23 protein-coding genes are annotated in these 22,897 nt (G+C 69.8%); 9 read left to right on the top strand and 14 right to left on the bottom strand.

Features of this window, described 5'->3' with window-relative positions; all coding sequences use genetic code 11:
• Positions 1-109 precede the first annotated feature (109 nt).
• Entirely contained in the window at positions 110-1,729 is a 1,620-nt protein-coding gene (locus Aco04nite_RS25100; RefSeq protein WP_244876274.1) for an FAD-dependent oxidoreductase, read from the top strand.
• 14 nt (positions 1,730-1,743) lie between these two features.
• Here the strand turns inward: Aco04nite_RS25100 and Aco04nite_RS25095 are convergent, their stop codons facing one another.
• A complete protein-coding gene (locus tag Aco04nite_RS25095) occupies positions 1,744-2,046 on the bottom strand; it encodes a 2TM domain-containing protein (RefSeq protein WP_212999701.1) in 303 nt (100 codons plus the stop codon).
• 100 nt (positions 2,047-2,146) lie between these two features.
• Entirely contained in the window at positions 2,147-4,015 is a 1,869-nt protein-coding gene (locus Aco04nite_RS25090) for an AfsR/SARP family transcriptional regulator (RefSeq protein WP_212999700.1), read from the bottom strand.
• Between the two features lie 112 nt (positions 4,016-4,127).
• Here Aco04nite_RS25090 and Aco04nite_RS25085 point away from each other — a divergent pair, with 112 nt between their 5' ends.
• Positions 4,128-5,054, top strand: coding sequence for a DUF808 domain-containing protein (locus tag Aco04nite_RS25085; protein WP_212999699.1), 927 nt, complete (start codon positions 4,128-4,130; stop codon positions 5,052-5,054).
• A gap of 25 nt (positions 5,055-5,079) precedes the next feature.
• On the opposite strand, the gene Aco04nite_RS25080 is transcribed toward Aco04nite_RS25085, so the two are convergent.
• Together Aco04nite_RS25080 and Aco04nite_RS25075 are read right to left on the bottom strand one after the other, a co-directional pair.
• Positions 5,080-6,009: a class I SAM-dependent methyltransferase gene (locus tag Aco04nite_RS25080; RefSeq protein ID WP_212999698.1), complete on the bottom strand. Its 930-nt coding sequence runs from the start codon at positions 6,007-6,009 to the stop codon at positions 5,080-5,082.
• A gap of 132 nt (positions 6,010-6,141) precedes the next feature.
• Positions 6,142-6,921: an RNA polymerase sigma factor SigF gene (locus tag Aco04nite_RS25075; protein ID WP_212999697.1), complete on the bottom strand. Its 780-nt coding sequence runs from the start codon at positions 6,919-6,921 to the stop codon at positions 6,142-6,144.
• A 205-nt stretch (positions 6,922-7,126) separates the two neighbouring features.
• Here Aco04nite_RS25075 and Aco04nite_RS25070 point away from each other — a divergent pair, with 205 nt between their 5' ends.
• On the top strand, positions 7,127-8,695 hold the full coding sequence (locus Aco04nite_RS25070) for a cellulase family glycosylhydrolase (RefSeq protein ID WP_212999696.1): 1,569 nt from the start codon (positions 7,127-7,129) through the stop codon (positions 8,693-8,695).
• Between the two features lie 36 nt (positions 8,696-8,731).
• Here the strand turns inward: Aco04nite_RS25070 and Aco04nite_RS25065 are convergent, their stop codons facing one another.
• A complete protein-coding gene (locus tag Aco04nite_RS25065; protein ID WP_212999695.1) occupies positions 8,732-9,379 on the bottom strand; it encodes a TetR/AcrR family transcriptional regulator in 648 nt (215 codons plus the stop codon).
• A gap of 158 nt (positions 9,380-9,537) precedes the next feature.
• On the opposite strand from Aco04nite_RS25065, the gene Aco04nite_RS25060 reads away from it, so the two are divergent.
• Positions 9,538-11,121: an amidohydrolase family protein gene (locus Aco04nite_RS25060; protein WP_212999755.1), complete on the top strand. Its 1,584-nt coding sequence runs from the start codon at positions 9,538-9,540 to the stop codon at positions 11,119-11,121.
• A 23-nt stretch (positions 11,122-11,144) separates the two neighbouring features.
• Here the strand turns inward: Aco04nite_RS25060 and Aco04nite_RS25055 are convergent, their stop codons facing one another.
• From Aco04nite_RS25055 to Aco04nite_RS25035, 5 genes are read right to left on the bottom strand one after another with little or no spacing between them, the layout of a single operon-like run.
• Positions 11,145-12,185 carry an aldo/keto reductase gene (locus tag Aco04nite_RS25055; protein WP_212999694.1) on the bottom strand — a complete coding sequence of 347 codons (1,041 nt, stop codon included), beginning with the start codon at positions 12,183-12,185 and terminating at the stop codon, positions 11,145-11,147.
• Complete coding sequence (locus tag Aco04nite_RS25050; RefSeq protein WP_212999693.1) at positions 12,182-13,366, bottom strand: MFS transporter; 1,185 nt, start codon at positions 13,364-13,366, stop codon at positions 12,182-12,184. Before Aco04nite_RS25050 ends, Aco04nite_RS25055 begins: the two co-directional genes overlap by 4 nt.
• A gap of 19 nt (positions 13,367-13,385) precedes the next feature.
• On the bottom strand, positions 13,386-14,084 hold the full coding sequence (locus Aco04nite_RS25045) for an alpha/beta fold hydrolase (RefSeq protein ID WP_212999692.1): 699 nt from the start codon (positions 14,082-14,084) through the stop codon (positions 13,386-13,388).
• A 12-nt stretch (positions 14,085-14,096) separates the two neighbouring features.
• Positions 14,097-14,942 (bottom strand): enoyl-CoA hydratase/isomerase family protein, encoded by an 846-nt coding sequence (locus Aco04nite_RS25040; protein ID WP_212999691.1) that lies wholly within the window; start codon positions 14,940-14,942, stop codon positions 14,097-14,099.
• A complete protein-coding gene (locus tag Aco04nite_RS25035; protein ID WP_212999690.1) occupies positions 14,939-15,745 on the bottom strand; it encodes an alpha/beta hydrolase in 807 nt (268 codons plus the stop codon). The genes Aco04nite_RS25040 and Aco04nite_RS25035 overlap by 4 nt, the downstream gene beginning before the upstream one ends.
• A gap of 141 nt (positions 15,746-15,886) precedes the next feature.
• Here Aco04nite_RS25035 and Aco04nite_RS25030 point away from each other — a divergent pair, with 141 nt between their 5' ends.
• Complete coding sequence (locus Aco04nite_RS25030) at positions 15,887-16,345, top strand: winged helix-turn-helix transcriptional regulator (protein WP_203840176.1); 459 nt, start codon at positions 15,887-15,889, stop codon at positions 16,343-16,345.
• Between the two features lie 3 nt (positions 16,346-16,348).
• On the opposite strand, the gene Aco04nite_RS25025 is transcribed toward Aco04nite_RS25030, so the two are convergent.
• A complete protein-coding gene (locus Aco04nite_RS25025) occupies positions 16,349-16,813 on the bottom strand; it encodes a winged helix-turn-helix transcriptional regulator (RefSeq protein ID WP_212999689.1) in 465 nt (154 codons plus the stop codon).
• Positions 16,814-16,959: 146 nt separating this feature from the next.
• Here Aco04nite_RS25025 and Aco04nite_RS25020 point away from each other — a divergent pair, with 146 nt between their 5' ends.
• Both Aco04nite_RS25020 and Aco04nite_RS25015 read left to right on the top strand, forming a co-directional pair.
• Positions 16,960-18,597 carry an FAD-dependent oxidoreductase gene (locus Aco04nite_RS25020; RefSeq protein WP_212999688.1) on the top strand — a complete coding sequence of 546 codons (1,638 nt, stop codon included), beginning with the start codon at positions 16,960-16,962 and terminating at the stop codon, positions 18,595-18,597.
• An 80-nt stretch (positions 18,598-18,677) separates the two neighbouring features.
• Positions 18,678-19,397 carry an SDR family oxidoreductase gene (locus tag Aco04nite_RS25015; protein WP_212999687.1) on the top strand — a complete coding sequence of 240 codons (720 nt, stop codon included), beginning with the start codon at positions 18,678-18,680 and terminating at the stop codon, positions 19,395-19,397.
• Between the two features lie 79 nt (positions 19,398-19,476).
• On the opposite strand, the gene Aco04nite_RS25010 is transcribed toward Aco04nite_RS25015, so the two are convergent.
• Positions 19,477-19,854 carry a VOC family protein gene (locus Aco04nite_RS25010; protein ID WP_212999686.1) on the bottom strand — a complete coding sequence of 126 codons (378 nt, stop codon included), beginning with the start codon at positions 19,852-19,854 and terminating at the stop codon, positions 19,477-19,479.
• A 61-nt stretch (positions 19,855-19,915) separates the two neighbouring features.
• The gene (locus tag Aco04nite_RS25005; protein WP_212999685.1) at positions 19,916-20,788 is read right to left on the bottom strand and encodes a helix-turn-helix transcriptional regulator; all 873 of its coding nucleotides are present in this window, start codon (positions 20,786-20,788) and stop codon (positions 19,916-19,918) included.
• A 102-nt stretch (positions 20,789-20,890) separates the two neighbouring features.
• On the opposite strand from Aco04nite_RS25005, the gene Aco04nite_RS25000 reads away from it, so the two are divergent.
• Together Aco04nite_RS25000 and Aco04nite_RS24995 are read left to right on the top strand one after the other, a co-directional pair.
• Positions 20,891-21,592 (top strand): SDR family NAD(P)-dependent oxidoreductase, encoded by a 702-nt coding sequence (locus Aco04nite_RS25000; protein ID WP_212999684.1) that lies wholly within the window; start codon positions 20,891-20,893, stop codon positions 21,590-21,592.
• Positions 21,593-21,708: 116 nt separating this feature from the next.
• Positions 21,709-22,557: an SDR family NAD(P)-dependent oxidoreductase gene (locus tag Aco04nite_RS24995; RefSeq protein WP_212999683.1), complete on the top strand. Its 849-nt coding sequence runs from the start codon at positions 21,709-21,711 to the stop codon at positions 22,555-22,557.
• On the opposite strand, the gene Aco04nite_RS49040 is transcribed toward Aco04nite_RS24995, so the two are convergent.
• Positions 22,532-22,858 (bottom strand): TetR family transcriptional regulator C-terminal domain-containing protein, encoded by a 327-nt coding sequence (locus tag Aco04nite_RS49040; protein ID WP_244876273.1) that lies wholly within the window; start codon positions 22,856-22,858, stop codon positions 22,532-22,534. The genes Aco04nite_RS24995 and Aco04nite_RS49040 overlap by 26 nt on opposite strands.
• Between the last annotated feature and the right edge of the window lie 39 nt (positions 22,859-22,897).

The raw sequence follows: 22,897 nt of genomic DNA, 5'->3' as shown, positions 1-22,897 counted from the left end.
ATGGACTCACGCGCCGCCCGATCCACAACCCGTCCACCCCGCCATGACTTACTCCTTCCAGCTTCACCCGACATGCCATGCAGGTACGCCGACAGCGCGGAGGTCCGGCTTGAACGACGAGGCGACGGCCAGTGGAGCGGGGCTCGACGACGAACAGTTCCGCCGGCTCGCCCGATACGGTGTGGAGGAGCACGCGGAAGCCGGGCATGTCCTCTACGCGACGGGCGACACCGCCTATGACCTCCTCCTGCTCCGGACGGCGACCGTGGACCTCGTCCGGGACCCGACGGCGAGCGGGCCGGAACGGCTGATCTTCCGGGGCGGACCCGGCGACTTCCTCGGCGAACTCAACCTGCTGACCGGCCAGAACGTCTATCTGACCGCCCGGGTGGCGGTTGCCGGCACGGTCGTGCGGATCGTGGCGCCGACCCTGCGCCGGATCCTCGCCGAGCAGGGTGACATAGCCGATGTGCTGCTGCAGGCGTTCCGGACCCGCCGCGAGGTGATCCGGTCGGCGGCCGGGAGCGCACTGGAGATCATCGGCCGGGCGGACGACGCCGCGGCGATCAGGCTGCGCACGTACGTCACCCAGCTGCTCCTGCCCATGTCGTGGCTCGACGCCGCGTCGATGTCCGGGCTCGCGCTGATGAGTGCCTCGGGGCTCGACGCGGATGATCTTCCTGCCGCGCTGGTCAACGGCTCGGTGCTGCGGCATGCGACGCCGGGCGGGGTCGCGGCGGCGCTCGGGCTCACGTACCGGGCGGGCGGGAGCCCGGTGGATCTCGTCGTGGTGGGTGCCGGACCGGCGGGGCTGGCCGCCGCCGTGTACGGAGCGTCCGAGGGTCTCGTCACCGTGCTCCTGGACCGCTCCGGGCTCGGCGGCCAGGCAGCCACGAGCGCCCGCATCGAGAACTATCTCGGCTTCCCCGAGGGGATCAGCGGCGAGGGTCTGACCCGGCTGGCGATGATGCAGGCGCTCAAGTTCGGCGTCAGGATCCACTCCCCCAGCGCCGTCACGGGCCTCGATCTGTCGCAGGAGCACCGCCCCATGGTGCTGCTGGCCGACGGCACCCGTATCGAGACCCGCGCGGTGATCGCCGCTACCGGGGCGCACTACCGCCGCCTCGGCGTCCCCGGGTGGGCCCAGCACGAAACAGGCGGCTGCATCCGTTACGCGGCAACGGAACTGGACGTCAGGGGGCATGAGAACGAGCCGGTGGCGGTCGTCGGCGGCGCCAACTCGGCCGGCCAGGCAGCGTTGTCACTCGCCGGCAGGGGCGCCGCAGTGGACCTGATCCTGCGTGGCGGTGACCTCGGGGCGCGGATGTCGTCCTACCTCGCCGACCGGATCCGGGTGCATCCCCGGATCCGGATCCACACCGGCGCCGACGTCCGCGAGCTGTCCGGCGAGGGCACCCTCGAGTCGATCGTCATCGAGCGCGGCGGCCGACGCGAGCGGCTCGGCTGCCGGGCGCTGTTCTGCTTCATCGGCGCGGACCCGGTGTCGCAGTGGCTGGCGGGCATAACCCTGGACGACAAGGGCTTCGTCCTGACGGACAGCCGGCTACCCGTCGGTCCCGCCGGCTCACCCCTGCCGTTCCAGACGAGCGCGCCGCGGGTCTTCGCCGTCGGCGATCTGCGCTCGGGTTCGACGAAGCGGGTCGCCACCGCGGTCGGTGAGGGTGCGAGCTCGGTCTCCTCGGTCCACGCGGTGCTCGCCACCGGCTGACCACAGGCGGGAGTTCAGTCGCCGGTGCGCTCCATCCGGCGCATTTCCCGCTCGATCCGCGCCTCGTCGAGCTGGGCACCCGAATACACCGCCCAGATGTGGAACACCAGTCCGACACCCCAGCCGAGGATCGACCACAAAGGCCAGAAGAACTGATCCGGGGTGTACGCCCACCACACGACCACCTGGGCCACATTGGACAGCACGAAGACCAGGACGTGGGCCTGCACACCACGCTTCTGGTGCAGTTGGCGGATCGCCCGGCTGCGTACCGGATCCGGATCGGCCGGAACGCCTGCAGGATGGTAGGTCCTCATCGCAACACTCCCCTTCACGAGATGGTGACCGGCGCATCCGCCGGTTCCGCTGAAGGTAGGGAGAAACAATGGATTACTTCTGGACCTGGCTCCGCCGCCGTCAACTGAGCAGCGCGCGAAGCCGGCTCGTCGCCGCCGTCCGCTCGGCCGGCGACTCCACGGCTGACAACAGCTCTTCCGCGTACGCCCGGACGAGCACATGGGCGGTGTAACGGCCCTCGGCATCGTCGGTGAGCAGGGCCGCCTCGATGAGTTCGCCGAGCTGGGCCCGCGTGCTGTCCAGGCCCTGGCCGGCCAGACCGGCGCACGAGGCAGTGGTGATGCCCGGAGCCGACGCCACCGCGAGCAACCGGAAGAGCCGCGCCGAACCGGGGCTGAGTCTGCGGTAGGACCGGGAGAAAACAGCACGGGGTCCATCGACCCCGCCACCGGCGGTGAACGCGTCCAGCCGCCGCGCAGGGTCCCGCAGCTCGGCCACCACGGCCGCCGGGGACAGCTGCGGGCTCGAGGCCAGCCTGGCGCCCAGGATCGCCAGCGCGAGCGGCAGCCGGCCGCAGAGCTCGACGATCTCGTCCGCCGTGCTGCCGGTGGCCCGGTTGGGCAGGCCTGCCAGCCGCGCGTCCAGCACCTCCCGGGCCGCCGTCCGGCGGGGCAGCCCGATCCGCAGCAGGGCCGCCCCGTCGTGGGCCGCCAGCTCGATCAGCGGACGCCGGCTCGTGATCAGGACCAGGCTCTGCGGGGAGTTCGGCAGCAACGGGCGGACCCGAGCCGGATCGTGCGCGTTGTCCAGCAGCAGCAGGAACCGTTTGCCCGCGGTCAGGCTGCGGTACATGCCCACACGCGCGTCGATCGGGTCCGGGACGTCAGCGGGCGGCACGCCGAGGGCGTACAACAGGGAGCGCAGCGCCTCCCCCACCAGCAGCGGTTCGTCCTGGTCCCCCGACAGGTCGAGGTAGAGCTGCCCGGCATCGAACCGGTCGGCGACCAGGTGGGCGAAGCACGTCGCGAGCGTCGATGTGCCGACCCCGCCCATGCCGTCCATCGCCACCACCAGCGGGCTGCTCCGCCCGCCCTCGTGCATCCCGGCGGCCAGCCGGGTCAGGACCGCGAGCTCCGCCGAGCGCCCGGCGAACAGCGGCAGGGCCGGCGGCAGCTGCGCGGGGTGGAGGGGCTCAGGCGGCGGGCCGGACGATGCTGTGGTCTGGGTCAGCACCCGGCGCTGTGCCTCCCGCAGGGCGGTCCCCGGCTCGATGCCCAGGTCGTCCACCAGGCGCTCGTGGAGCGCCCGGTAGAGCTCCAGCGCCTCGGCCTGCCGGCCGGCTGCGGCAAGTACCGTGATCAGATTCGCGTGCACCACCTCGTCGAGCGGGCTCATCCCGGCGGCGAGCCGGAGGGCGGGCACCATCAGATCAGGCCGGCCGATGCGGAGGGCGATCTCCGTTGCCGTGACGGCGGCGGCGCGGAATTCGGCGTCGAGGCCTGCGAAGACAGCCACGGTGCCGGGGTTGTCAGCCAGGACGCCACCGGCCGGGCCCCGCCAGATCCGCAGTGCCGTGCCGTAGTGCTCGAGCGCCTCGGAGAGCCGGGCCTGGCCGCCGCTCTCCCGCCCGGCAGCGACATGCCGGCGGAAGGCCGCGAGGTCGAGGGTCTCCGGTCCGGCCCGGAACCGGTACGCGGTGCCCTGCCGCAACAGGTACCTCCCGGGCGCACGGGGCGGTAGATCGGATTCGAACAGCCTGCGCAGTCTGCCGACATATTTGTGGATGACATTCACCGCGCTCCCCGGCGGCTCCGTGCCCCAGACCAGCTCGACCAGATCGGCCGTCCCGACCGGCCGGGGCGCCGCCGTCAGCATGATTGCCAGCAACCGCTGCTGCTGACGTGGGCCGGGATCCAGCTCGACGTCGCCCCGCCAGACCCGCAACGGACCCAGGACCTCGAAACGTAACCCGGGTGGTGTCGCCTTCACGCACCCACTCTGGCGCATGAACCCGAGGGGACCAACCGGGCTCTCAGTGACCTTTCAGCAAACTCAGCGAAAATGAACAGGCCCGCGTTACTCGACCTTGGAAGGACTCCCCTTGGCCGGCGGACTCGTAGCCCTGCTGGATGACGTCGCGGTGCTGGCCCGGGCCGCCACCGCGTCTCTCGACGATGTCGGCGCCGCTGCCGCGAAGGCGGGCGTGAAGGCCGCGGGTGTCGTCGTCGACGACGCTGCCGTCACCCCGCAGTACGTGCGGGGCCTGGCCGCCGAGCGGGAGCTGCCGATCATCAAGCGCATCGCCCTGGGCTCGCTGCGCAACAAGTTCCTGATCATTCTGCCCGTGGTGCTGCTGCTGAGTCAGTTCGTGCCCTGGCTGCTCACCCCGATCCTCATGCTCGGCGGCGCCTATCTGTGTTACGAGGGCGCGGAGAAGGTGTGGGCGAAGCTCGCCCACCATGAGTCGCACGGTGCTGACGACGCGGTGCAGGACGAGAAGTCCCTGGTGTCCGGGGCGGTGCGCACCGACCTGATCCTCTCGGCGGAGATCATGGTCATCACCCTGAACGAGGTGATCGACGAGCCGTTCTGGTCCCGCCTGGCGATCCTCGCCGTCGTCGCGCTCGTCATGACGGTCCTGGTGTACGGCGCCGTCGCCCTCATCGTGAAGATGGACGACGCCGGCCTGCGCCTGTCCCAGCTGCCCGGCGCCATCGCCGGCTTCGGCCGCGGCCTGGTCAAGGCGATGCCGGTGGTGCTCACCGTGCTGACGGTGGTCGGCACGGCCGCGATGCTCTGGGTCGGCGGGCACATCCTGCTCGTCGGCACCGACGAGCTGGGCCTGCACGTCCTCTACGAAACCGTGCACCACTGGGAGGAAGCCGCCCACGACGCCACGGGTGCCCTCGGGGGCCTCATCGGCTGGCTCGTCAACACCGCGGCCAGCGCCGTTCTCGGCCTGATCATCGGCGCGCTGATCGTCACGGTCATGACGTTCACGCTGCACCGCCGGCGGGCCGCCCACTGAGCTCACGGTGGCCACTGCCTCCCGCTCAAGCCGCGGACGGCACGGTGAAGTCCCAGTAGCCGTCGACGTGGTGGTAGGCGTTCGCGCAGCCGTGGCAGGTCGCGGTGTCCGAGGTCCAGAACAGTGAACCCCGGCACGCCGGGCAGCGCATCCGGGCCGGCATCGACTCGGCGTCCGCGAGCTGGGGCAGGATGCTGCCGCGCTGCGCGTACACAAACTGACTCGGACCCCACCAGCCGCGACCGCCGTGCCGGGCCGCGGTCTCCACGGCCTGCGCGACCGGGCGCAGCGTGCGCACCACCGCCGACGGCAACGCGCGGTCCCAGCGGCGCAGGTTGTTGACGCTGCCGGTCAGCCGGGTGTCCCAGCCCGCGGCGTAGAGCTGCTCGCGCACGGTGGACAGCTTGAAGTTCCAGAACGGCGTCTCGGAGTGCCCGGTCTTCAACGGCTGCGGCCCCCGGACCGCGGGCAGCTCCCCACGGACCGCCGCCCGAGCCAGGCCGAGTGCGTGATGCTTGATCGGGATGTCCAGCAGCCAGCGGTCCCGGACCGTCCGGCCCATCTCGACCAGCGCCGCCGCCATCTCGGGCAGGTGATGCAGCACCCGGACAACCATGGCCGAGTCGAAGGCCGCATCGACGAACGGCAACCTGTTCAGATCGGCACGGATCAGGAACGCCCGCCCGGTGCCGACGTCGCCGGCGAGCTCCCGCGCGGCGTTCCGCAGGTTGGTGGCCGAGTAGTCGACGAGCACATAACGGCGGGCCTGGTCCCGGTAGTGCTTCGCGTTACGGCCGAAGCCGGCACCGAAGTCCACCATCCAGTCCGGACTGCCCAGCAACGGCACCATGCTCTCCAGCGCCCGATCCTCGGCCCACGCCTCGTAGTCCCGGCCGTCCCAGTAGGAACGGTAGTCGTAGTTGTTGCGGTCGTAGTCGGTGATGACTGCGCTCATGTCGATCTCCTCAACCGTGCGGCGGCTCCGATGGCCTATTTCTAACGGCCACCACACATCGAGAACCCTCATCGCACCGACCGTGGCATGAATCCGCGAGACGACGTCACCGTCCTCGACATCCTGATGAAGTCAGGCGTCGAGCTTCTCGCGGAGCTTGGCGAGCGCGCGGGTCAGCAGCCGGGAGACGTGCATCTGCGAAACGCCGATCTGCTCGGCGATCTCGGACTGGGTCAGGTTGCCGTAGAACCGCAGCGAGAGGATCTTCTGCTCGCGCTCGTCCAGCTCCGCCAGAGCGGGGCCGAGGGCGATCCGGAGCTCCGCCAGCTCGAAGGCGTGGTCCTCACCGCCGAGGGTTTCACCGAGCTCGGTGCTGTCGCTGCCGGCGATCGGGGTGGACAGGCTGGTCGCGCTGTAGGCGCGGGCGCCCTCCAGGCCCTCGAGAACCTCGTCCTCGGTGACGTCGAGGTGGGCGGCGATGTCCGCCACCGTCGGGGAGCGACCGAGCGTGTGCGCGAGGGCGTTGTTCGCGCCCGTGATCGCCAGGCGCAGCTCCTGGAGCCGGCGCGGCACCCGGATGGCCCACGTCTTGTCCCGGAAATGGCGCTTGATCTCACCCACGATCGTCGGGATCGCGAACCCGGCGAACTCGACACCACGGTCCGCCTCGTACCGGTCAACCGACTTGATCAATCCGACATAGGCGACCTGCACCAGATCGTCAGCGGGCTCGCCCCGGCCGGCATAACGACGGGCCAGGTGCTGCGCGAGCGGCAGCCAGGCCTCGATCGCCTCATCCCGCAACCGAGCGCGGCGCGGGTCGTCGACAGCGGTGGCGGCGAGAGTCTTGATCAGCTCATCGGCCGAGTCGGTGGTGGCGCTGCCCACGGCAGGCGCGGTGAGGACCGTCATCGATGTTCCTCCTCAAGGTGCCCCAACGAGATGATTGTTCACCAGCAACGATAGCTAACCAGCCATCAACTGCCAACCGAAAGTATGAGGTGTCGCAGGTCAACCTCGTCAGCCGTCGGACCGGGGCGATTGCCGTGGAAGCGCTCCCATGTAACGATGAGCTTCAATACGGCCGATCCGCTTCGCCACCGAATGGAGTCGGGCCATGTCCTCAGCACGACTACGACCACGATCCGTCCTCGCTGCGGCAGCCGCCGTCCTCACGGCTGCAGCCTCCCTGCTCATCAGCACCGCCGCCCCGGCCTCCGCCGCGGCTGCCGCCGGCACCGGGACCGGTTACCTGCACACCTCCGGCAACCAGATCCTCGACAGCACGGGCGCCACCGTCCGGCTGACCGGCATCAACTGGTTCGGGATGGAGACCGACAACAAGACGTTCCACGGGCTGTGGTCCAGCAATCCGTGGCGGTCCCAGCTCGACACGATGGCCCGGCTCGGTTACAACACGCTGCGGGTGCCGTTCTCCGACGATGCGCTCACCTCCGGCGCGGTCGCCACCGGCATCAACGACTATGTCAATCCCGACCTGGTGGGACAGTCGCCGTTGCAGATTCTGGACAAGGTCATCGCGTACGCGGGCAGCAAAGGTATGCGGATCATCCTCGACCGCCACCGCCCGACGGCCGCGGGGCAGACCGCGCTCTGGTACACGGCCGGCGTACCCGAATCGACCTGGATCGCGAACTGGCAAGCCCTCGCGAGGCGTTACGCCGGCAACACCACGGTGATCGGCGCCGATCTGCACAACGAGCCGCACGCGGAGGGCACGAACCCCGCCGCGACGGGTTCCTGCTGGGGCTGCGGTGACACGGCTCGTGACTGGCGATTGGCCGCCGAACGCGCGGGTAACGCCATTCTGGGCGTACAACCCAATTGGTTGATCTTTGTGGAGGGTGTGAGCTGCCCGAGTGGTGGTCTTTCCAACGTCTGGGACAACGATCCCAGCAATGACGAGGACTGCGGGTGGTGGGGTGGCAATCTTTCCAAAGCGGGCCAGTTCCCGGTACGCCTGAACGTGGCGAACCGGCTCGTCTACTCCCCCCACGAGTACGCCACCTCGGTCTACCACCAGGCGTGGTTCGACGACCCGAGCTACCCCGCGAACATGCCGGCCATCTGGGACCACTACTGGGGTTACCTCTACAAGCAGAACATCGCCCCGATCATGATGGGTGAGTTCGGGACCACGCTGCAGAGCGACATCGACAAGGTGTGGCTGCGGAGCCTGCTCGCCTACACCGGCGCCGGCGCGACCGGCATGTCGTTCACGTACTGGTCGTGGAACCCCAACTCCGGGGACACGGGCGGCATCGCGAACGACGACTGGACCACGATCAACACGGCGAAGCAGGCGATCATCCAGCCGTACCTGATCGCCCCGGTCGCCACCACCGACCCCGGCAACCCCACACCCACTGCCGCCTGCACCGCGACCTACCACCAGGACAGCGTCTGGCAGGGCGGCTTCCAGGCCACTTTGACCGTACGCAACACGGGCAGCGCCACCGTCAACCCGTCGACGGTCACCTGGAGCTGGCCTGCCGGAGTGACCCTGGGCAGCGGCTGGAACGCCACCGTCACCCAGTCCGGCACCACGGTCACCGCGACCGGTCCATCACTGGCACCCAGCTCCGCGGTCACCATTGGATTCACCGCCAACGGACCGGCCACGGCCCCGGCCACGGTGAAGCTGGGCAGCGCCACCTGCTCATAACGCTGAGCCGCCCCGGCATCTCACCGGGGCGGCTCTTTACATCGATGGGTACGGAGTGGTCATCAGCTCGGTGATGAGGAACTCCTCGGCCCCGAACATCCGCAGTAGATCGCCGGCCAGCGCGTCCGCCATGCGGGCCTGCTCCGCCGGGTCACGCTCAGCCATGGCCCGGCGGATCGCCGCGATGGCACCGGCTGCGGCGATCACCGTGACCTCCGGGTCGGCGCCGGGCGTGGAAGGAGCCGGGCGCAGTTCGCGTACCGCGGCTGCTATGTCGTGTGCCAGGCCGGGCGCCGCAGCCGGGCTGTGGGTCGCGGACTCCGCGAGGCGGTGGGTCAGGATCCGGGACAGGCTCGGCTGCAGGGCGGTGAGCCTGCCGGTGAGCCGGACGTTCAACACGAATCTGCGCACCGGGTCGACGCCCTCGGGCAGCTGAGCGTCACGCCAGGCGGCGTACTGATCGAAGGCATCCTGGAACGCCGCGTCGAAGAGCGCTTCCTTGCTCGTGAAGTGGTTGGAGAACGACCCGAAGCCGACACCGGCGAGGTCCGCGATCGCCTGGATGCTCACCCCGGTGTCGCCACCCCCGGCCAGGATCTCCTGAGCGGCCTGGATCAAGGCGGCCCGGGTCCGGGATCTGCGCCGCGCATGCCCGCTGACGGACGCCCTGGTCTGCTCTGCCACAAGCCGCGACCCTACCCGACGGGCAGGCGCGATCCCGCACGTGGCGACCACCTTGACAAAGTTTGATGATCTCATCAAACTTTTGCACATGCCCCTGACAGCGGCGGTTCCTGCACCCAGGCCTGAGACAACCAGGCGATCGAGCGAAGGATGACGAGATGCCTGAGAACAACGACGGCCCGGGCACTGAGCAGGTAAAGCGTGGGAGCTCTCGGCGGACCTTCCTGAAGCGCGCGGGACTGGGTACTGCCCTTGTGGGGCTCGGGGTGGCCGCCGACGAGGCGATCGGGAGCGCGACAGCGCCGGCGGTGCCGCCACGAACCACCGTCACCGCTGCGGACGGCGTGCGGATCGACGACGTGACCGTCATAGACCCGGCCGACGGCAGCAGACGCGCCCGTCACACGATCTTCGTACGCGACGGGCGCATCGCCGACGTCATGCCGACCGCGTCGGCGCCGGTCGAGTCTTCTCTGCGGGTCATCGACGGCGCGGGGCGCTTCGCCGTTCCCGGCTACAACGACATGCACACCCACGTGCTTCAGTCACCCGACACCGAGCTCGGCTTCGCGCTGATGCTGGCCCAGGGCATCACCGGGATCCGTCAGATGGAGGGTTCCGAGGAGCTCCTGATCCGACGCGCCGAGAACCGGCTCGGGCTGAACGAGACAGCCCCTCGGCTCCTGCATCTGCCGGGCGCACTGCTCCTGCCGTTCAACGCGAACACCGCCGACGACGCGCGAACCGAGATCGCCCGCCAGTGGGATCAGGGTGCCGACTTCATCAAGATGGTCCTCACCGGCCAGGACGTCTTTTTCGCCGCTGTCGAAGCCGCTCACGAGAAGGGCCTGCGCATCGCGGGTCACCTGCCTCCGCCGGTGCACATCGACGCCGCGGCCGAGAAGGGCTTCGACTCCATCGAGCATCTCGGGACCGGTTCGAGCGTCTTCCTAACGCTCTCCACGCAGGCCGACGAGCTCTGGGCACAGACCCCGTCCACGCTGCCGTTCCCCACGTGGGCGGCGAGGATCCCCTTCGCCGGCTGGGCCTTCGACAAGTTCCTGAAGAAGAACTTCCTGGGCCCGGCCACCAGCACCACCGACGCCGCCCAGCTCGCCCTCCTGAAACAGGCCTTCGCCACCTACTCGGAGGACCGCGCGGCCCAGCTCGCCGGATCCTTCATCGAGAAGCGGACCTGGAACATCCCGACCATGGCGAACATCAGGAGCAAGTACGTTCTCGACGATGCGGAGTTCCGTGACGACCCCTGGCTCCAGCGGCTCCCCGCCAAGGACCAGGAGGAACACCTCGCCACCGTCGCATCGTTCCGCTCCATCCCGCCGGCCGACCTCGACATCTTCCACGAGTACTACGAACGCACCCTGCAGACCGTGGGCATCTGGGCGAGGGAAGGAGCGCCGATCATGACGGGAACCGACGGCAACGGTCGCGGGGTCGGCAACAGCTTCGCGATCGAGTTCCGCGAACTGGGACGCGCAGGTCTCACCCCGCTCCAGGTGCTGCGGGCCACGACCAGCCAACCGGCAAGCTACCTCGGCCGCACCGACCGGATGGGCCGGATCGCGGCGGGGATGGACGCCGACCTGCTCCTTCTCGACGCCGACCCACTGGCCTCGATCGAGAACCTGAGCTCCATCTCCCTCGTCATGCGCGACGGACACGACTACACGTCCGCCGATCTCGCAGCACGCATCGAACGGCTCATGACGGCGCAGGACTGATCCCCCGTCACCGGGCAGGCGCCTTACCGCCCTCGGAAGATGCGGAAGTTGTCCCGCTGCCCGCCGAGGACGGTGTCGAGGATGGCGGGCAGCCCGTCGTGGGGAATGCCGAGGGTGGGAGCGCTGACCGTGTCCAGTCGCGCGTAGTGCGTGGCAGCCAGGGTCACATCGAGAGCCTTCAGGTACGCGTCGAGCTGAGCCGGGGTACGCGGGCCGATGATCGGAATGATCGCGGTGGTTGACCTGCGAGCGCGTTCGAGCAGCCAGGCGATCGCGAGCACGGCGGGTTCGGTGCCGGTCTCGTCGCTGATCGCGAGGAGTTCGTCGACCGTGGCGGTCTTCTGGGCGTTGTTCTCACGCTGGATGATCGAGTTCATGGTGGTGAGGCGGCCCTCGGAGCTCGTGCGGTACTTGCCGGTGAGCAGCCCGCCACCGAGGGGTGAGTAGACGGCGGTGCCAAGACCGAGGCTGTCCGCCATGGGCAGCAGATCGCGTTCGCCGTCCCGGGCGGCCAGGCTGTATTCGAACTGGGTCGCGATGATCGGCGTACGGTGACGCCCGGCGACGGCCGCGGAGACCTGCCAGGCGGGGAAGTTCGACAGGCCGCCGTGCAGGATCTTCCCGGCCCGCACGAGATCATCGAGCGCGTCGACCACCTCGTCGAGCGGCGTCACCGTGTCCGGCGCGTGGACCCAGTAGAGGTCGAGGTAGTCGGTGTTCAGGCGCTTCAAGCTGGACTCGAGCGCGTGGCGCATCGTCTTGCGACTGTTGCCGGTCTTGCTGACGCCGGCCTGCCCGGCGGTCCCGAACGTGAACTTGCTGGCGAGGGTGAAGTGCTCTCGGTCTGAAGCGAGCAGCTTCGCGAGGTACGTCTCGGAGTCACCCTGCTGGTAGGTGTCCGCGGTGTCGATGAAGGTCCCGCCGGCATCGGCGAACGCCGTGAAGATGCGCGCCGACGTTGCCTCATCGGCACCGGTCGGCCAGCTCGTGCCGAAGTTCGAGGTGCCGAGCGCGATCTCGGAGACGCGGAGTCCCGTGCGGCGGCCGAAGGTCGTGTATTTCAAGGCTTCTCCAGGGTGCGGGACGTGGTGGCGACGGCGATGAGCGCCAGGGCGGCGACCACGGCGCTGTAGCCGAGGGCGGTGTGGGTCAGGCCGAAATGGGTGCTGACGATCCCGGCGATGATGGCCGGTACGGCGAAGGTCGCGTACCCGATGACGTAGGTGGCGGCGATGAGCGCGCCGCGCTCCGCCGGCCGGGCGAGCGCGACCAGGCTGCGGAAGGTGCCGGAGAAGGCCATACCGAAGCCGATGCCGGAGATGACGGCGCTGGCGTAGAAGAGGTTTGCGCTCGTGAGGGCCGTCGCGACGACGGTCAGGCCCGATCCTGCGGCGAGGACCGCGCAGCCGCTCAGCATGCAGGTCCGGGACGCCCAGGTGCGGGTGGTGATGGTGCTCAGGCACGCGCAGCCGGTGAGCAGCACGACCGGGATCGCGCCGGGCAGGTGGCTGGTGCTGTGGCTGAGGGTCTTCGCGAGCGACGGGCCGAGGGAGAGGTAGAAGCTGTTCAGCGCCCAGGTCGCCAGCAATGACGGGATGGCCGCGGCGAAGGCGGTGCGGGCCTCGGCCGGTACGGCAACCCGGATCCGGATGCGGGGCGTGACTGTGCCGGTGACCGTTTCGCCGGCTCGGACCGTGACCGTCAGCGCGAGCACGATCAGCGCCACGAGGATGACGACGTAGGTAAGGCGCGCGGGGCTCCACGCGTACTGAACGAGCAGGCCGGACAGCAACGCACCCGCAGCCAGGCCGCCCGTCGAGAGGCTCGCGCCGAGCAGTGACGCGAGGCCGGGGCGGTGGCGTGGCTGGAGGTCCAGCAGCGCGGCTGAGGCGACCGCGGTGAGCAGCCCGGTGGCGAAGCCCTGCAGTGCCCGGGCGGCGATCAGGAGGGTAAGGCCGTCCGCGACCACGAACAGGACCAGGCTGACCGCGAGCAGGAAACTCGCGGTGAGGGCGACCGGCTTGCGGCCGATCTCGTCGGAGATGCCACCGAAGACGAGCAGAGAGATCAGCAGGGGTACGGCGTACACGGCGAAAACAACGGTCAGGGTGCTGTCGGTGAAGTGCCAGCGGACGGCGTAGTCGCCGTAGAGCGGGCTCGGGGCGCTGGCCGCGACGTAGAACAGCGCCAGCAGACCCGCGAACGGCCAGAATCCGCGAGCGTCGCCACGTGGGCCGGGACTCACGTGGCGACGGGTCAGCGTGTCAGGAGACGGCACGGACGGCGTTTGCGATGACGGTGGCGACCTCGTCGGGGCGGGAGATGGCGATGCTGTGCGAGCCGCCGTCCAGTTCTGTTGTCGTGGCGCCGATCTTCTTGGCGGTGTCGCGCTGGTAGTCGGGGTTGATGGCGTTGTCGGCGGCGCCGAAGACCCACCAGCTGGGTACGCGGCGCCAGGCCGGTTCGACGCCGAGGGGTTCGCCGAGACCGGCTGCGGCGATGGGGCGCTGGGTCGCGGCGCCCAGGGCGGCGTCCTCGGTGGACAGGTCGGCGGCGAAGACGCGGTGGTACCGGTCGACGTCGATGCTGAGCTCGGGCAGGTCGCTGCCGGGGTAGGTCCGGGGGCGCAGGGCCGCGATGAGGTCCGGTTCCGGGTAGCCGGCGGTGGCGGTCTGCGCCGCCTCACCCTGGTCGAGCCCGAAAGCGCCGACGAAGACGAGGGCTTTGGCGGTGCTTCCCGCGTACGTTATGACGGCCCCGCCATAGCTGTGGCCGACCAGAACGACGTCGCCTTCGGTTTGCGCGACGACGCTCGCGACGTAGTCGCCGTCGGCGGTGAGCCCGCGCAGCGGATTGGCCACGGCCCGCGCCGTGATGCCCTGCTGCCGCAGCCGGGTGATGACGTTGTTCCAGGACGATCCGTCGGCGAAGGCGCCGTGGACGAGCAGGACGGTGGCGGTCATGGGGTTTGCTCCTCAGGCCTGGGCGATGCCGGCGATGTCGTCGCCGAGGTGGTATTCGAGTGGTCCACGCTGCTGCAGTCCCTTGTCGAACAGGCGCGACGCGGTGGTCCGGAACTCGGGGCGTCCGGCGGCACCCCAGAACGCGTCGGAGTGCAGCGGGAACTCGGCGTCGGGCAGCCGGGTGTACTTGTTGATGAAGGACTTGATCTCGCCGAGTGCCTGGTGGTTCCAGCCGGACACGCGCCGGGCGTAGTCGGTGACGAACGCCTCGAACTGCTCATCGGGGATGGCACGGTTGACGTAGCCGTACTTCTCGGCCAGGGCGCCGTCGTAGTCGTTGCCGCCCAACAGGATCTCGAACGCGCGGCCACGGCCGACCAGCGCGGGCAGCCGCCCACCGGCACCGCCACCGGCGACCGCGGCGAAGCCGACCTCCATCTGGCCGAGGACCGCCTTCTCGAGGCTGGCGAAGCGCATGTCGGTGGCGAGCGCGAACTCGCTGCCGGCGCCGCGGGCGATGCCGCGGATCGCGCTGATGGTGACGGCGGCGAGCTTGCTGATGCGTACGGTGATGTCCACCCAGGCCGCGTACCCGGTAGCGCTCGGCAGAGCCTCCGCCAGCGCGGGGTCTGCAGCCAGGTCGTAGTGAGCCAGGAAGAAGTCGGGGTCGGCGCTGTCGAAGAGCACGACGTTGACGGTGTCGTTGCTCTCCAGCTCGGTGAGGAGCGTCTTGAGATCGCTCATCAGCGCGGGACCGATGACGTTGACCGGCGGGTTGTCGAACGTCACGCGCCAGAACGCCGGCGACTCGGCGGTGAGGGTCAGGTGGGCGGGCTTGAAGTCGTCGAGGAAAGTCATCGGTCGGAGAGCTCCTTCTGGGAGAGGCTGGCGATCCAGCCGAGGGCGTACTGGGCGACGTCGCGCCAGCCGCTGTCGAAGACCAGGGAATGGCCGCGGCCCGCGAATGCGTGGTACTCGGTGACGGAGGGTGAGTTCGCATACAGGCCGTACGCCTGCCGGCTCACGACCTCCGGCACGGTGTGGTCGTCAGCGGCGCCGGTGATCAGCAGCGGTCCCCGGGCGGCGGTCACATCGACCTCAGTGGGCGAGCTCGGGTCTTTCTTCGCCGCGGTGAGCTCGAAGATCGGACGGCCGGGGCCCGGGATGGCGTACGCGTCGAACAGCCGCCGCGACTCCTCCTTGCTGATGGCGTTGCCGAACCCGTAGCGGAACTGCCGTTCGCTGAGGGCGACCGCCCGGGTCTTGTTCCTGGGGTTGCTCAGCACCGGCAGGGCGGAGCGGATCTGGGCGAGCGGCAGCTTGGTGGCACCCTTGATCGGCGCCGGGCTGATCGCGACGGCGGCCTCCGCGGCACCGGTGGCCAGCAGCTTCTGCGCGATCAGGCCGCCGAAGGAGTGCCCGACGACGATCGGCCGGACCGGGAGCTTCGCGAGGTAGCGGGCGTAACCCTCGGTGAGCTCGGCGACACCGAGACCGGCAATGGCCTCGGGCCGGCTGCGGGTGGCGGCCGGCGTAGCGCTGTCACCGGTCCAGCCCGGGGCGTGGGTCTCGTAGCCGGCCTCGGCGAACAGGTCCTGCCAGGGTTGCCAGGCGGCGCTGTGGATCCAGAGGCCGTGGATGAAGACGACAGGGGTGGACATGGGGACTCCTTGCTTCTGCGGAGTTCGAGCATGACTCGCTGACTTGGAAAAAACAACTTAGATGTGTACGTCGTCACAGCTGGATTGGAAAAGTTGTACGCTGGAGGGAGCTGGACCCGGCACCCTCGGAGGCGAAACCCCATGCCCATCACCAAGCTGCAAGACAGCCCCTGCTCGGTCTCCCGCAGCCTGTCGGTCCTGGGCGAGCGCTGGACGCTGCTCGTCCTGCGGCTCGCGTTCGAGGGCGAGACCCGCTTCGAGGGGTTCCGCACCAACCTCGGCATGGCGGCCGACGTGCTCAGCGACCGGCTCAACACCCTCGTCGAGAACGGCGTGATGACCAAGCAGGCCTACCAGGAACCCGGCAGCCGTGCGCGCTACGAATACCACCTGACGCCGGCCGGCAGGGAGCTGCACGTCGTCGTCGCCGGCCTGCAGCAGTGGGCCGACGACCACCTGCCCTGGAAGGAAGGCCCGACGGTGATCCGCCAGGCCCACGAGACGGCCGCCCGGGTCCGGGTCGCCTTCATCGACGACAGCGGTTGCGAGGTCCCCCTCGACGACGTCGACGCGGTGCGCACCGCCGCCTATCCGCGCTAGTCCTTACGTACGGTTCGGGTAACCACTGTGGTGGACCACGTCGATTTTCTCCTCCGGTAGCTGCCGCCCGCCCTCATCGACGAACGCGACCCGGACCGGCTTCCCGGTGCGCCGATCGAGCCGCTCCGTCGACGGCCCGGACGGCCACGGCAGGTTCGCGTCGCCCCACAGCTGCAGACCCCCGATGACGACGTGCAGCTGCCGGCCGGCATCGGTCAGGTGGTATTCGCACCGGGCCCGCGACCCGGGCTCCTGGTAGCTGCGCTTCTCCAGGATGCCGAAATCGACGAGTGTCGCCAGCCGATCGGCGAGCACGTCCGCGCCGAGACCCAGGGACTCCCGGAAGGCCTCGAACTTCGTCATCCCGCTCAGCGCGTCGCGAATGATCAGCAGCGTCCAACGTTCCCCGAGGACGGAAAGACTGCGCGACACCGAACAACTGGTCCTGGCGAGCTTGGCGATGGTCACGGCAGCTCCCTCACACCTCGGCGGTTTCCGGCGAACAATTCGGCGCCGCTGCGTTCGTCAGGACCGTAACGTACTTGGGTTGCAAAAAACAACCTAGCTGAGCCATCTAGATTGTAATTTCCAATTCAGTCGGTACGGTGGCCCCCATGGATAACCGACCCGCTTCCGAAGCACGCCCCGTTCTCACCGGCGAGCAGTGGGCGCGCCTTCGCGCCTACGGCACGCCCTCCCAGCTGCCGGCCGGCGCCTGGATCTTCCAGGCCGGTGACGAGGTCAGCGACATGATCCTGGTCGAGTCCGGCCGGGTGGACATCGTGCGCCCGTCCACGAGCGACGATGACGAGGTCACCGTGGCCAGTTACGGCGCCTGCGAATTCAGCGGGGAGCTCAACCTGCTCACCCGGCAGTCGGCATATCTCAGCGCATGCGCCGCCGAGGCGTCGGAGATCCGCCGGATCGGGCCGGAGGCGTTCCGTACGCTCATGGACAGCGACCCGGAGCTTTCCGACATCGTGCTGCGCGCGCTGATCGCCCGGCGCCGCGATCTGCGCGACGGGCAGGCAGCACGCAGCCTGGAGATCGTCGGCACGGAGGCCTCCGCGGCGGCACTGGCACTCCGGACGTACGCCGCCCGCCTGCAACTCCCCCACACCTGGAACGAGATCGGCTCCCCGGCCGGGGCGGCGCTGGCCCGCGCGGTGTCCGCGACCGCCGACGACCTCCCGGTTGTGATCACGCCCGGGGCGGTCCTGCGCCGCGCGACCACCGGCCTGCTCGCCCAGCACCTCGGCCTGTCCTACACACCTACCGCCGGCGAGCACGTGGACCTCGTGGTCATCGGCGCCGGACCCGCCGGGCTCGCCGCCGGGGTGTACGGCGCGTCGGAGGGCCTGCGCACGCTCGTGCTGGACTCGGTGGCGGCGGGCGGGCAGGCGGCCGCCAGCTCGCGGATCGAGAACTATCTCGGGTTCACGTCCGGCATCAGCGGCACCGAGCTGACCGCGGCCGCCGCGGTGCAGGCACAGAAGTTCGGCGCCCGGATCGCCAGCCCGTGCGAGGTCGCGGAGCTGCATTCCGAGCCGGACCGCGTACGCGTCGTCCTGACCGACGGCACCACGATCGGAGCCGGGGCAGCGGTGATCGCCACCGGGGCGAGGTACCGGGCGCTCCCCCTGGAGCGGTGGGCGGAATTCGAGGGCGCCGGGATCTACTACGCGGCGACCGAGATCGAGGCCCGCGCGTGCGGAGCGAAACCGGTCGCGGTCGTCGGCGGCGCGAACTCGGCGGGGCAGGCGGCGCTCTACCTGGCCGCCCGGGGCAGCGCGGTCACGCTCGTCGTGCGCGGAGCCGACCTACGGGCGGGGATGTCGTCGTACCTCGCCGACCGGATCGACGCCGATCCGCACATCACCGTGCGGACCGGCACGCAGGTCACCGCGCTGCACGGCGGGACCTCGCTGGAGGAGATCACGCTCACCGGGTCACCGGCGCAGGAGTGCGTGGGACTGTTCTGCTTCATCGGTGCCACCCCGGCGACGGCCTGGCTCGACGGGATCGCCGGGGACGGGCACGGCTTTCTGCGTACGGATGCCCAGCTCGACAACGACGACCTCGGTGAGCAGTGGACCGAGCTGGGCCGGCGTCCCCTGCCGTTCGAAACCAGCCGTCCGCGCATCTTCGCCGCCGGAGACGTCCGGTCCGGCTCGATGAAACGTGTCGCCGCCGCGGTCGGCGAGGGTGCGAGCGCGGTCAGCTCGGTGCACGCAGCCCTCCGCGTGAGCTGAGTGGTTTTTTCCACTGCAGATGGCCGCGCCGCTTCGTACGTTGCTAAGTTGGTATTTCCAATCCAGAAGGAAGACAGCTCATGACCAGCATCAAGAACGCGGTGGTCCTCGTGACCGGAGCCAACGGCGGCCTCGGGCAGGAATTCGTCAAGCAGGCCCTGGAACGCGGCGCGGCCAAGGTGTACGCCACCGCCCGCACCCCGCGTGACTGGAACGACGACCGCGTGGTCCCCCTGCGGCTCGACGTCACCGACGAGGCCTCCGTCATCGCCGCGGCCGCGGCAGCCGGTGACACGACCGTCGTGGTCAACAACGCCGGCATCTACACCCACGGCGACACCATCACCGGCACGTCGTTCGCGCACCTCCGCGAGATCTTCGAGACCAACTTCTTCGGCGCCGTACTCGTCAACCGCGCGTTCGCCCCGATCCTCGGCGCGAACGGCGGGGGCGCGTTCCTCGACGTGCACTCCGTACTCAGCTGGCTCGGCGTCGCCGGCGCCTACAGCGCGGCCAAGGCGGCGTTCTGGTCGGCCACCAACTCGTTCCGCGTCGAACTCGCCGCCCAGCACACCCAGGTCGTCGGCCTGCACCTCGGCTACACCGACACCCCGATGATCGCCATGGTCGACGACGCCAAGAACGACCCGGCCGACATCGTCCGCGCCGGCTACGACGGCCTCGAGAACAACGAGCACGAGGTCCTCGCCGACGACCGCGCCGTCGCCGTCAAGGCCGCCCTCTCCGGCAGCATCGCCGACCTCTACGCCCTGCCCGGCGTGCCACCCCTCACCGCATGAGCACCCGCACGGCTCAGGTCATCGCGGCCTGAGCCGTGCGGGCCGCACGCTCATGCGATCTGCGGCCGGACGACTCCACTCAGGACGCCGGAGGGTGCTCGGCCACGCAGAACAGGTTGCCCTCGGGATCGGCCAGGGTCGTCCACTGCACGTGCGGCACCTCGTCGAGCACGTCCCACTTGTAGGTGGCGCCGAGGCTGAGGAGCCGGTCGACCTCGGCCTGCCGCGAACCCCAGGGGACCGTCAGGTCCAGGTGCGCTGCCTGGCGTTCGAGGCGGGGACCTGCCATCGGCCGGAAGAACATCGCGAACCCTCCCGGGCCCGCCGGCGGCAGGTAGACCGTACCCCCGCCGACCGAGGGAACGGCGGAGGTGACGGTCCCCCAGAACGCGGCGAGTTCGACGGGGTTCTCGGCTTCCATGTTGATCGCACCGAGGGTGATGTGCTGAGTGGTCATGTCCATGATTCTCCGTCAGGACGGGTCGGGTCAAAGATCGGTGAGTGCCGACGCGCTGGCGCTACTGGCGACCCTCGGCACCCCGGCGTCCCCGGGTCGATCCTGCCGCGGGTGACTCGGCGGTGGCGGCGAGGGTGCCGAGCAGGGCCAGCGCCTCGGCGGAACCGGCGTCCGGCGCGGCGTGGTGGATGACGAGTTGCATGGTGCCGCTCGTGTCGACGTCGAGCTTCTCGTGCAGCAGATGCAGCTCGCCGACCTGGGGATGGTCGAGGTGGCTGATGCCGTTGCGGCCGTCGGAGACCTCGGCGCGGGCCCAGAGCGACCGGAACCGTTCGCTGCGGATCGACAGTTCACCGACCAGCTCGGCGAGGCGGGGATCGCCGGAATCCATGGCGGTCCTGGAGCGCAGCCCACCCACCATTCCCGCGGTGATGCGCTCCCAGTCGACGTAGAGCGCGCGGTCGGCCGGGTCCAGGAAGAGCTGACGCGCGATGTTGCGGCCCACCATGAAGCTGGTCGACAGCACTCCCGCGATCGGGTTGGCCGCCAGAACATCAAAATACCTACCCACCACGTACGCCGGCAGCGGCAACTCGGCAACCAACCGGCTGGTCCCCGCCGGGACCTTCTCCGCCCGGCGGCGCACGGAACGACGCGGAGGCGGCGACGAGAGCCCGTGGAGGTGCGCCGTCGCGATCTCGTCGAGCCGCAGCGCCACGGCCAGCGCCGCCACGACCTGATGCGACGGATGCCGGTCCCGCCCCTGCTCGAGGCGCAGGTAGTAGTCCGGGCTGATGCCGGCCAGCAGCGCCAGTTCCTCGCGGCGCAGGCCCGGGACTCTGCGGCGGATGCCGGGCGCCAGCCCCACGTCCTCGGGCGTGACCGCGGCCCGCCGGGCTCGCAGAAACTCCCCGAGCGCGTTGGCTGTCTCCATCCACCCAGCGTAGAGGCGTCCCCGTCGCTGAAGCTGTCCCTGGCGCACCCAGGATGAGCAGGGCTTACCTTCCGTCAGCGGCGCGCCCCGAGAGTCGATCCCATGACAGTCACCTTGATCACCGGCGGCAACAAAGGCCTCGGCTACGAAACGGCACGCCAGCTCGTCGAGCTGGGTCACAAGGTCTACATCACCGCCCGCGACGAGAAGCTGGGCCGCGCGGCCGCCGACCGGCTCGGCGAAGGCGCACACCTGCTCGTCATGGACGTCACCGACGACGCCTCCGTCGCCGACGCCGCCGCCCTGCTCGCCAAGCACGAGGACCGGCTCGACGTTCTGATCAACAACGCCGGCGTCACCGACGGATGGGCCGGCGCCCAGGACGCGACCGGTGAGGACACGCGTCGGGTGTACGACGTCAACGTCTTCGGCATCGTCCGCGTGACCAGTGCGTTCCTGCCTCTGCTGCGGGCCTCGGACGGCGCCGCGATCGTGAACGTCAGCAGCGGGCTCGGCTCGTTCGGCATCGTCACCGACCCGGAACGCTTCGAGCACCGGTGGGCCGTACCCGTCTACGCCTCGTCCAAGGCCGCGGTCGCCATGCTGACCGTGCAGTACGCGAAGGGCCTGCCCGGCATCCGCGTCAACGCCGCCGACCCCGGCCCCACGGCGACCGACCTGACGAACAACCAGGCCGCCCAGACGGTCCAGGAGGGCGCCGAGCCGATCGTACGACTCGCCGCTCTGGGTGCCGGCGCGCCGACCGGGACGTTCTCCGGACGTACGGGAGACATCCCCTGGTAGGTCCCCGATCCCGATTGGTCCTGGGTGCGCCACACCCAGGACCACACACCCTTGCTCGCCCTCCCGCCCGGCACGAGAGTCGTCGTTGCGGATCACTGTCGATCATGAGGAGCACTGTGGGTTCATTGACCGGCAAGGTGGCTGTCGTCACGGGTGCCACCAGCGGTATCGGGGCGCGTATTGCCCGGCTCTTCGTCGGCGAGGGGGCGCAGGTGGTGCTCGCCGGGCGGCGGGAGGCCGAGGGTATGCGGGTTGCCGCCGAGCTCGGCGACGCCGCCACGTTCCGGCGAGCCGATGTCTCCGCCGAGGAGGATGTCCGGGCCCTCGTGGAGTACGCCACCGAGCGGCACGGCCGGCTCGACGTCATGGTCAGCAACGCCGGCGGCCCGGGGCACTGGGTCGACGTCGCCGATGTCGACCTCGCGGCTTTCCGGGAGGTGATGGACGTTCATCTGTACGGCGTGCTGCTGGGCATGAAGTACGCCGCCCGGGTCATGGTTCCGCAGGGCTCGGGCAGCATCATCAACATGGCCAGTGTCAGTGGCACCGAGGCGGGCTGGTCGGGGCTCGACTACTCGGCGGCCAAGGCGGCGATCATCCATCTGACCCGGTGCGCCGCGGTCGAACTGGGCGAGAGTGGCGTACGCGTGAACAGCATCGCGCCGAGCGTCGTCCTGACCGGCATCTTCGGCAAGGGCGCCGGGCTCGACCCCGCCGTCGCCGACCGGACCGCCGATCAGCTCGCCGGCGCCTTCCCCCTGATGATGGGCGATTACCAGGCCGTTCGGCGCCCGGTCAGCGCCGAGGACGTCGCGCAGACCGCGCTGTGGCTGGCCGGGGACGCGGCGGGCATCGTCACCGGCGTCAACCTCGCTGTCGACGGTGGGGTCGGTGCGGGCCGGCCCGTCTCGGTCTCACGGGCGGAACGCGTACGGCTGGCTACGGCTTTGGGATCGCGTGGGTGATCAGTGTGGCCGCGGCGGTGCGCGCCTGGGCGTACGGTGCGATGTCGTTGAGAGCGGCCGCCCGGGCGCTCGCGCCGTCGAACAGGATGGCCAACTGATCGGCCAGGGCCGTGGGGTCGGCCGCGCCGGCGTCGCCTGCGATCGCAGCGGCGCGGGCCGCGAAGTCCCGTTTGTGGTCCGCGACGAAGACCCGGACCGGGTGCTCGGTGTCCGCGATCTCGACGGCGGTGTTGCTGAACAGGCAGCCGCGCAGCGGGAGATCGCCGTTCGGCGGCACGAACAGCGCCAGCAGCCGTTCCACCGGGGGCAGGTCGGTGCGCTCGAGGGCCAGCTCGTTGCC

The sequence above is a fragment of the Winogradskya consettensis genome (assembly GCF_018332715.1).
GTDB classification, from domain to species: Bacteria; Actinomycetota; Actinomycetes; order Mycobacteriales; family Micromonosporaceae; genus Actinoplanes; species Actinoplanes consettensis.
This window is presented reverse-complemented; position numbering and strand designations above follow the sequence as displayed.

What these genes read in the sequence shown, in the direction of transcription:
- Aco04nite_RS25060 (WP_212999755.1), top strand. Translation starts at nt 9,538, where the DNA reads ATGCCTGAGAACAACGACGGCCCGGGCACTGAGCAGGTAAAGCGTGGG.
- Aco04nite_RS25070 (WP_212999696.1), top strand. Translation starts at nt 7,127, where the DNA reads ATGTCCTCAGCACGACTACGACCACGATCCGTCCTCGCTGCGGCAGCC.
- Aco04nite_RS25015 (WP_212999687.1), top strand. Translation starts at nt 18,678, where the DNA reads ATGACCAGCATCAAGAACGCGGTGGTCCTCGTGACCGGAGCCAACGGC.
- Aco04nite_RS25030 (WP_203840176.1), top strand. Translation starts at nt 15,887, where the DNA reads ATGCCCATCACCAAGCTGCAAGACAGCCCCTGCTCGGTCTCCCGCAGC.
- Aco04nite_RS25020 (WP_212999688.1), top strand. Translation starts at nt 16,960, where the DNA reads ATGGATAACCGACCCGCTTCCGAAGCACGCCCCGTTCTCACCGGCGAG.
- Aco04nite_RS25035 (WP_212999690.1), bottom strand. Translation starts at nt 15,745, where the DNA reads ATGTCCACCCCTGTCGTCTTCATCCACGGCCTCTGGATCCACAGCGCC.
- Aco04nite_RS25080 (WP_212999698.1), bottom strand. Translation starts at nt 6,009, where the DNA reads ATGAGCGCAGTCATCACCGACTACGACCGCAACAACTACGACTACCGT.
- Aco04nite_RS25045 (WP_212999692.1), bottom strand. Translation starts at nt 14,084, where the DNA reads ATGACCGCCACCGTCCTGCTCGTCCACGGCGCCTTCGCCGACGGATCG.
- Aco04nite_RS25005 (WP_212999685.1), bottom strand. Translation starts at nt 20,788, where the DNA reads ATGGAGACAGCCAACGCGCTCGGGGAGTTTCTGCGAGCCCGGCGGGCC.
- Aco04nite_RS25040 (WP_212999691.1), bottom strand. Translation starts at nt 14,942, where the DNA reads ATGACTTTCCTCGACGACTTCAAGCCCGCCCACCTGACCCTCACCGCC.
- Aco04nite_RS25075 (WP_212999697.1), bottom strand. Translation starts at nt 6,921, where the DNA reads ATGACGGTCCTCACCGCGCCTGCCGTGGGCAGCGCCACCACCGACTCG.
- Aco04nite_RS25095 (WP_212999701.1), bottom strand. Translation starts at nt 2,046, where the DNA reads ATGAGGACCTACCATCCTGCAGGCGTTCCGGCCGATCCGGATCCGGTA.
- Aco04nite_RS25010 (WP_212999686.1), bottom strand. Translation starts at nt 19,854, where the DNA reads ATGACCACTCAGCACATCACCCTCGGTGCGATCAACATGGAAGCCGAG.
- Aco04nite_RS25000 (WP_212999684.1), top strand. Translation starts at nt 20,891, where the DNA reads ATGACAGTCACCTTGATCACCGGCGGCAACAAAGGCCTCGGCTACGAA.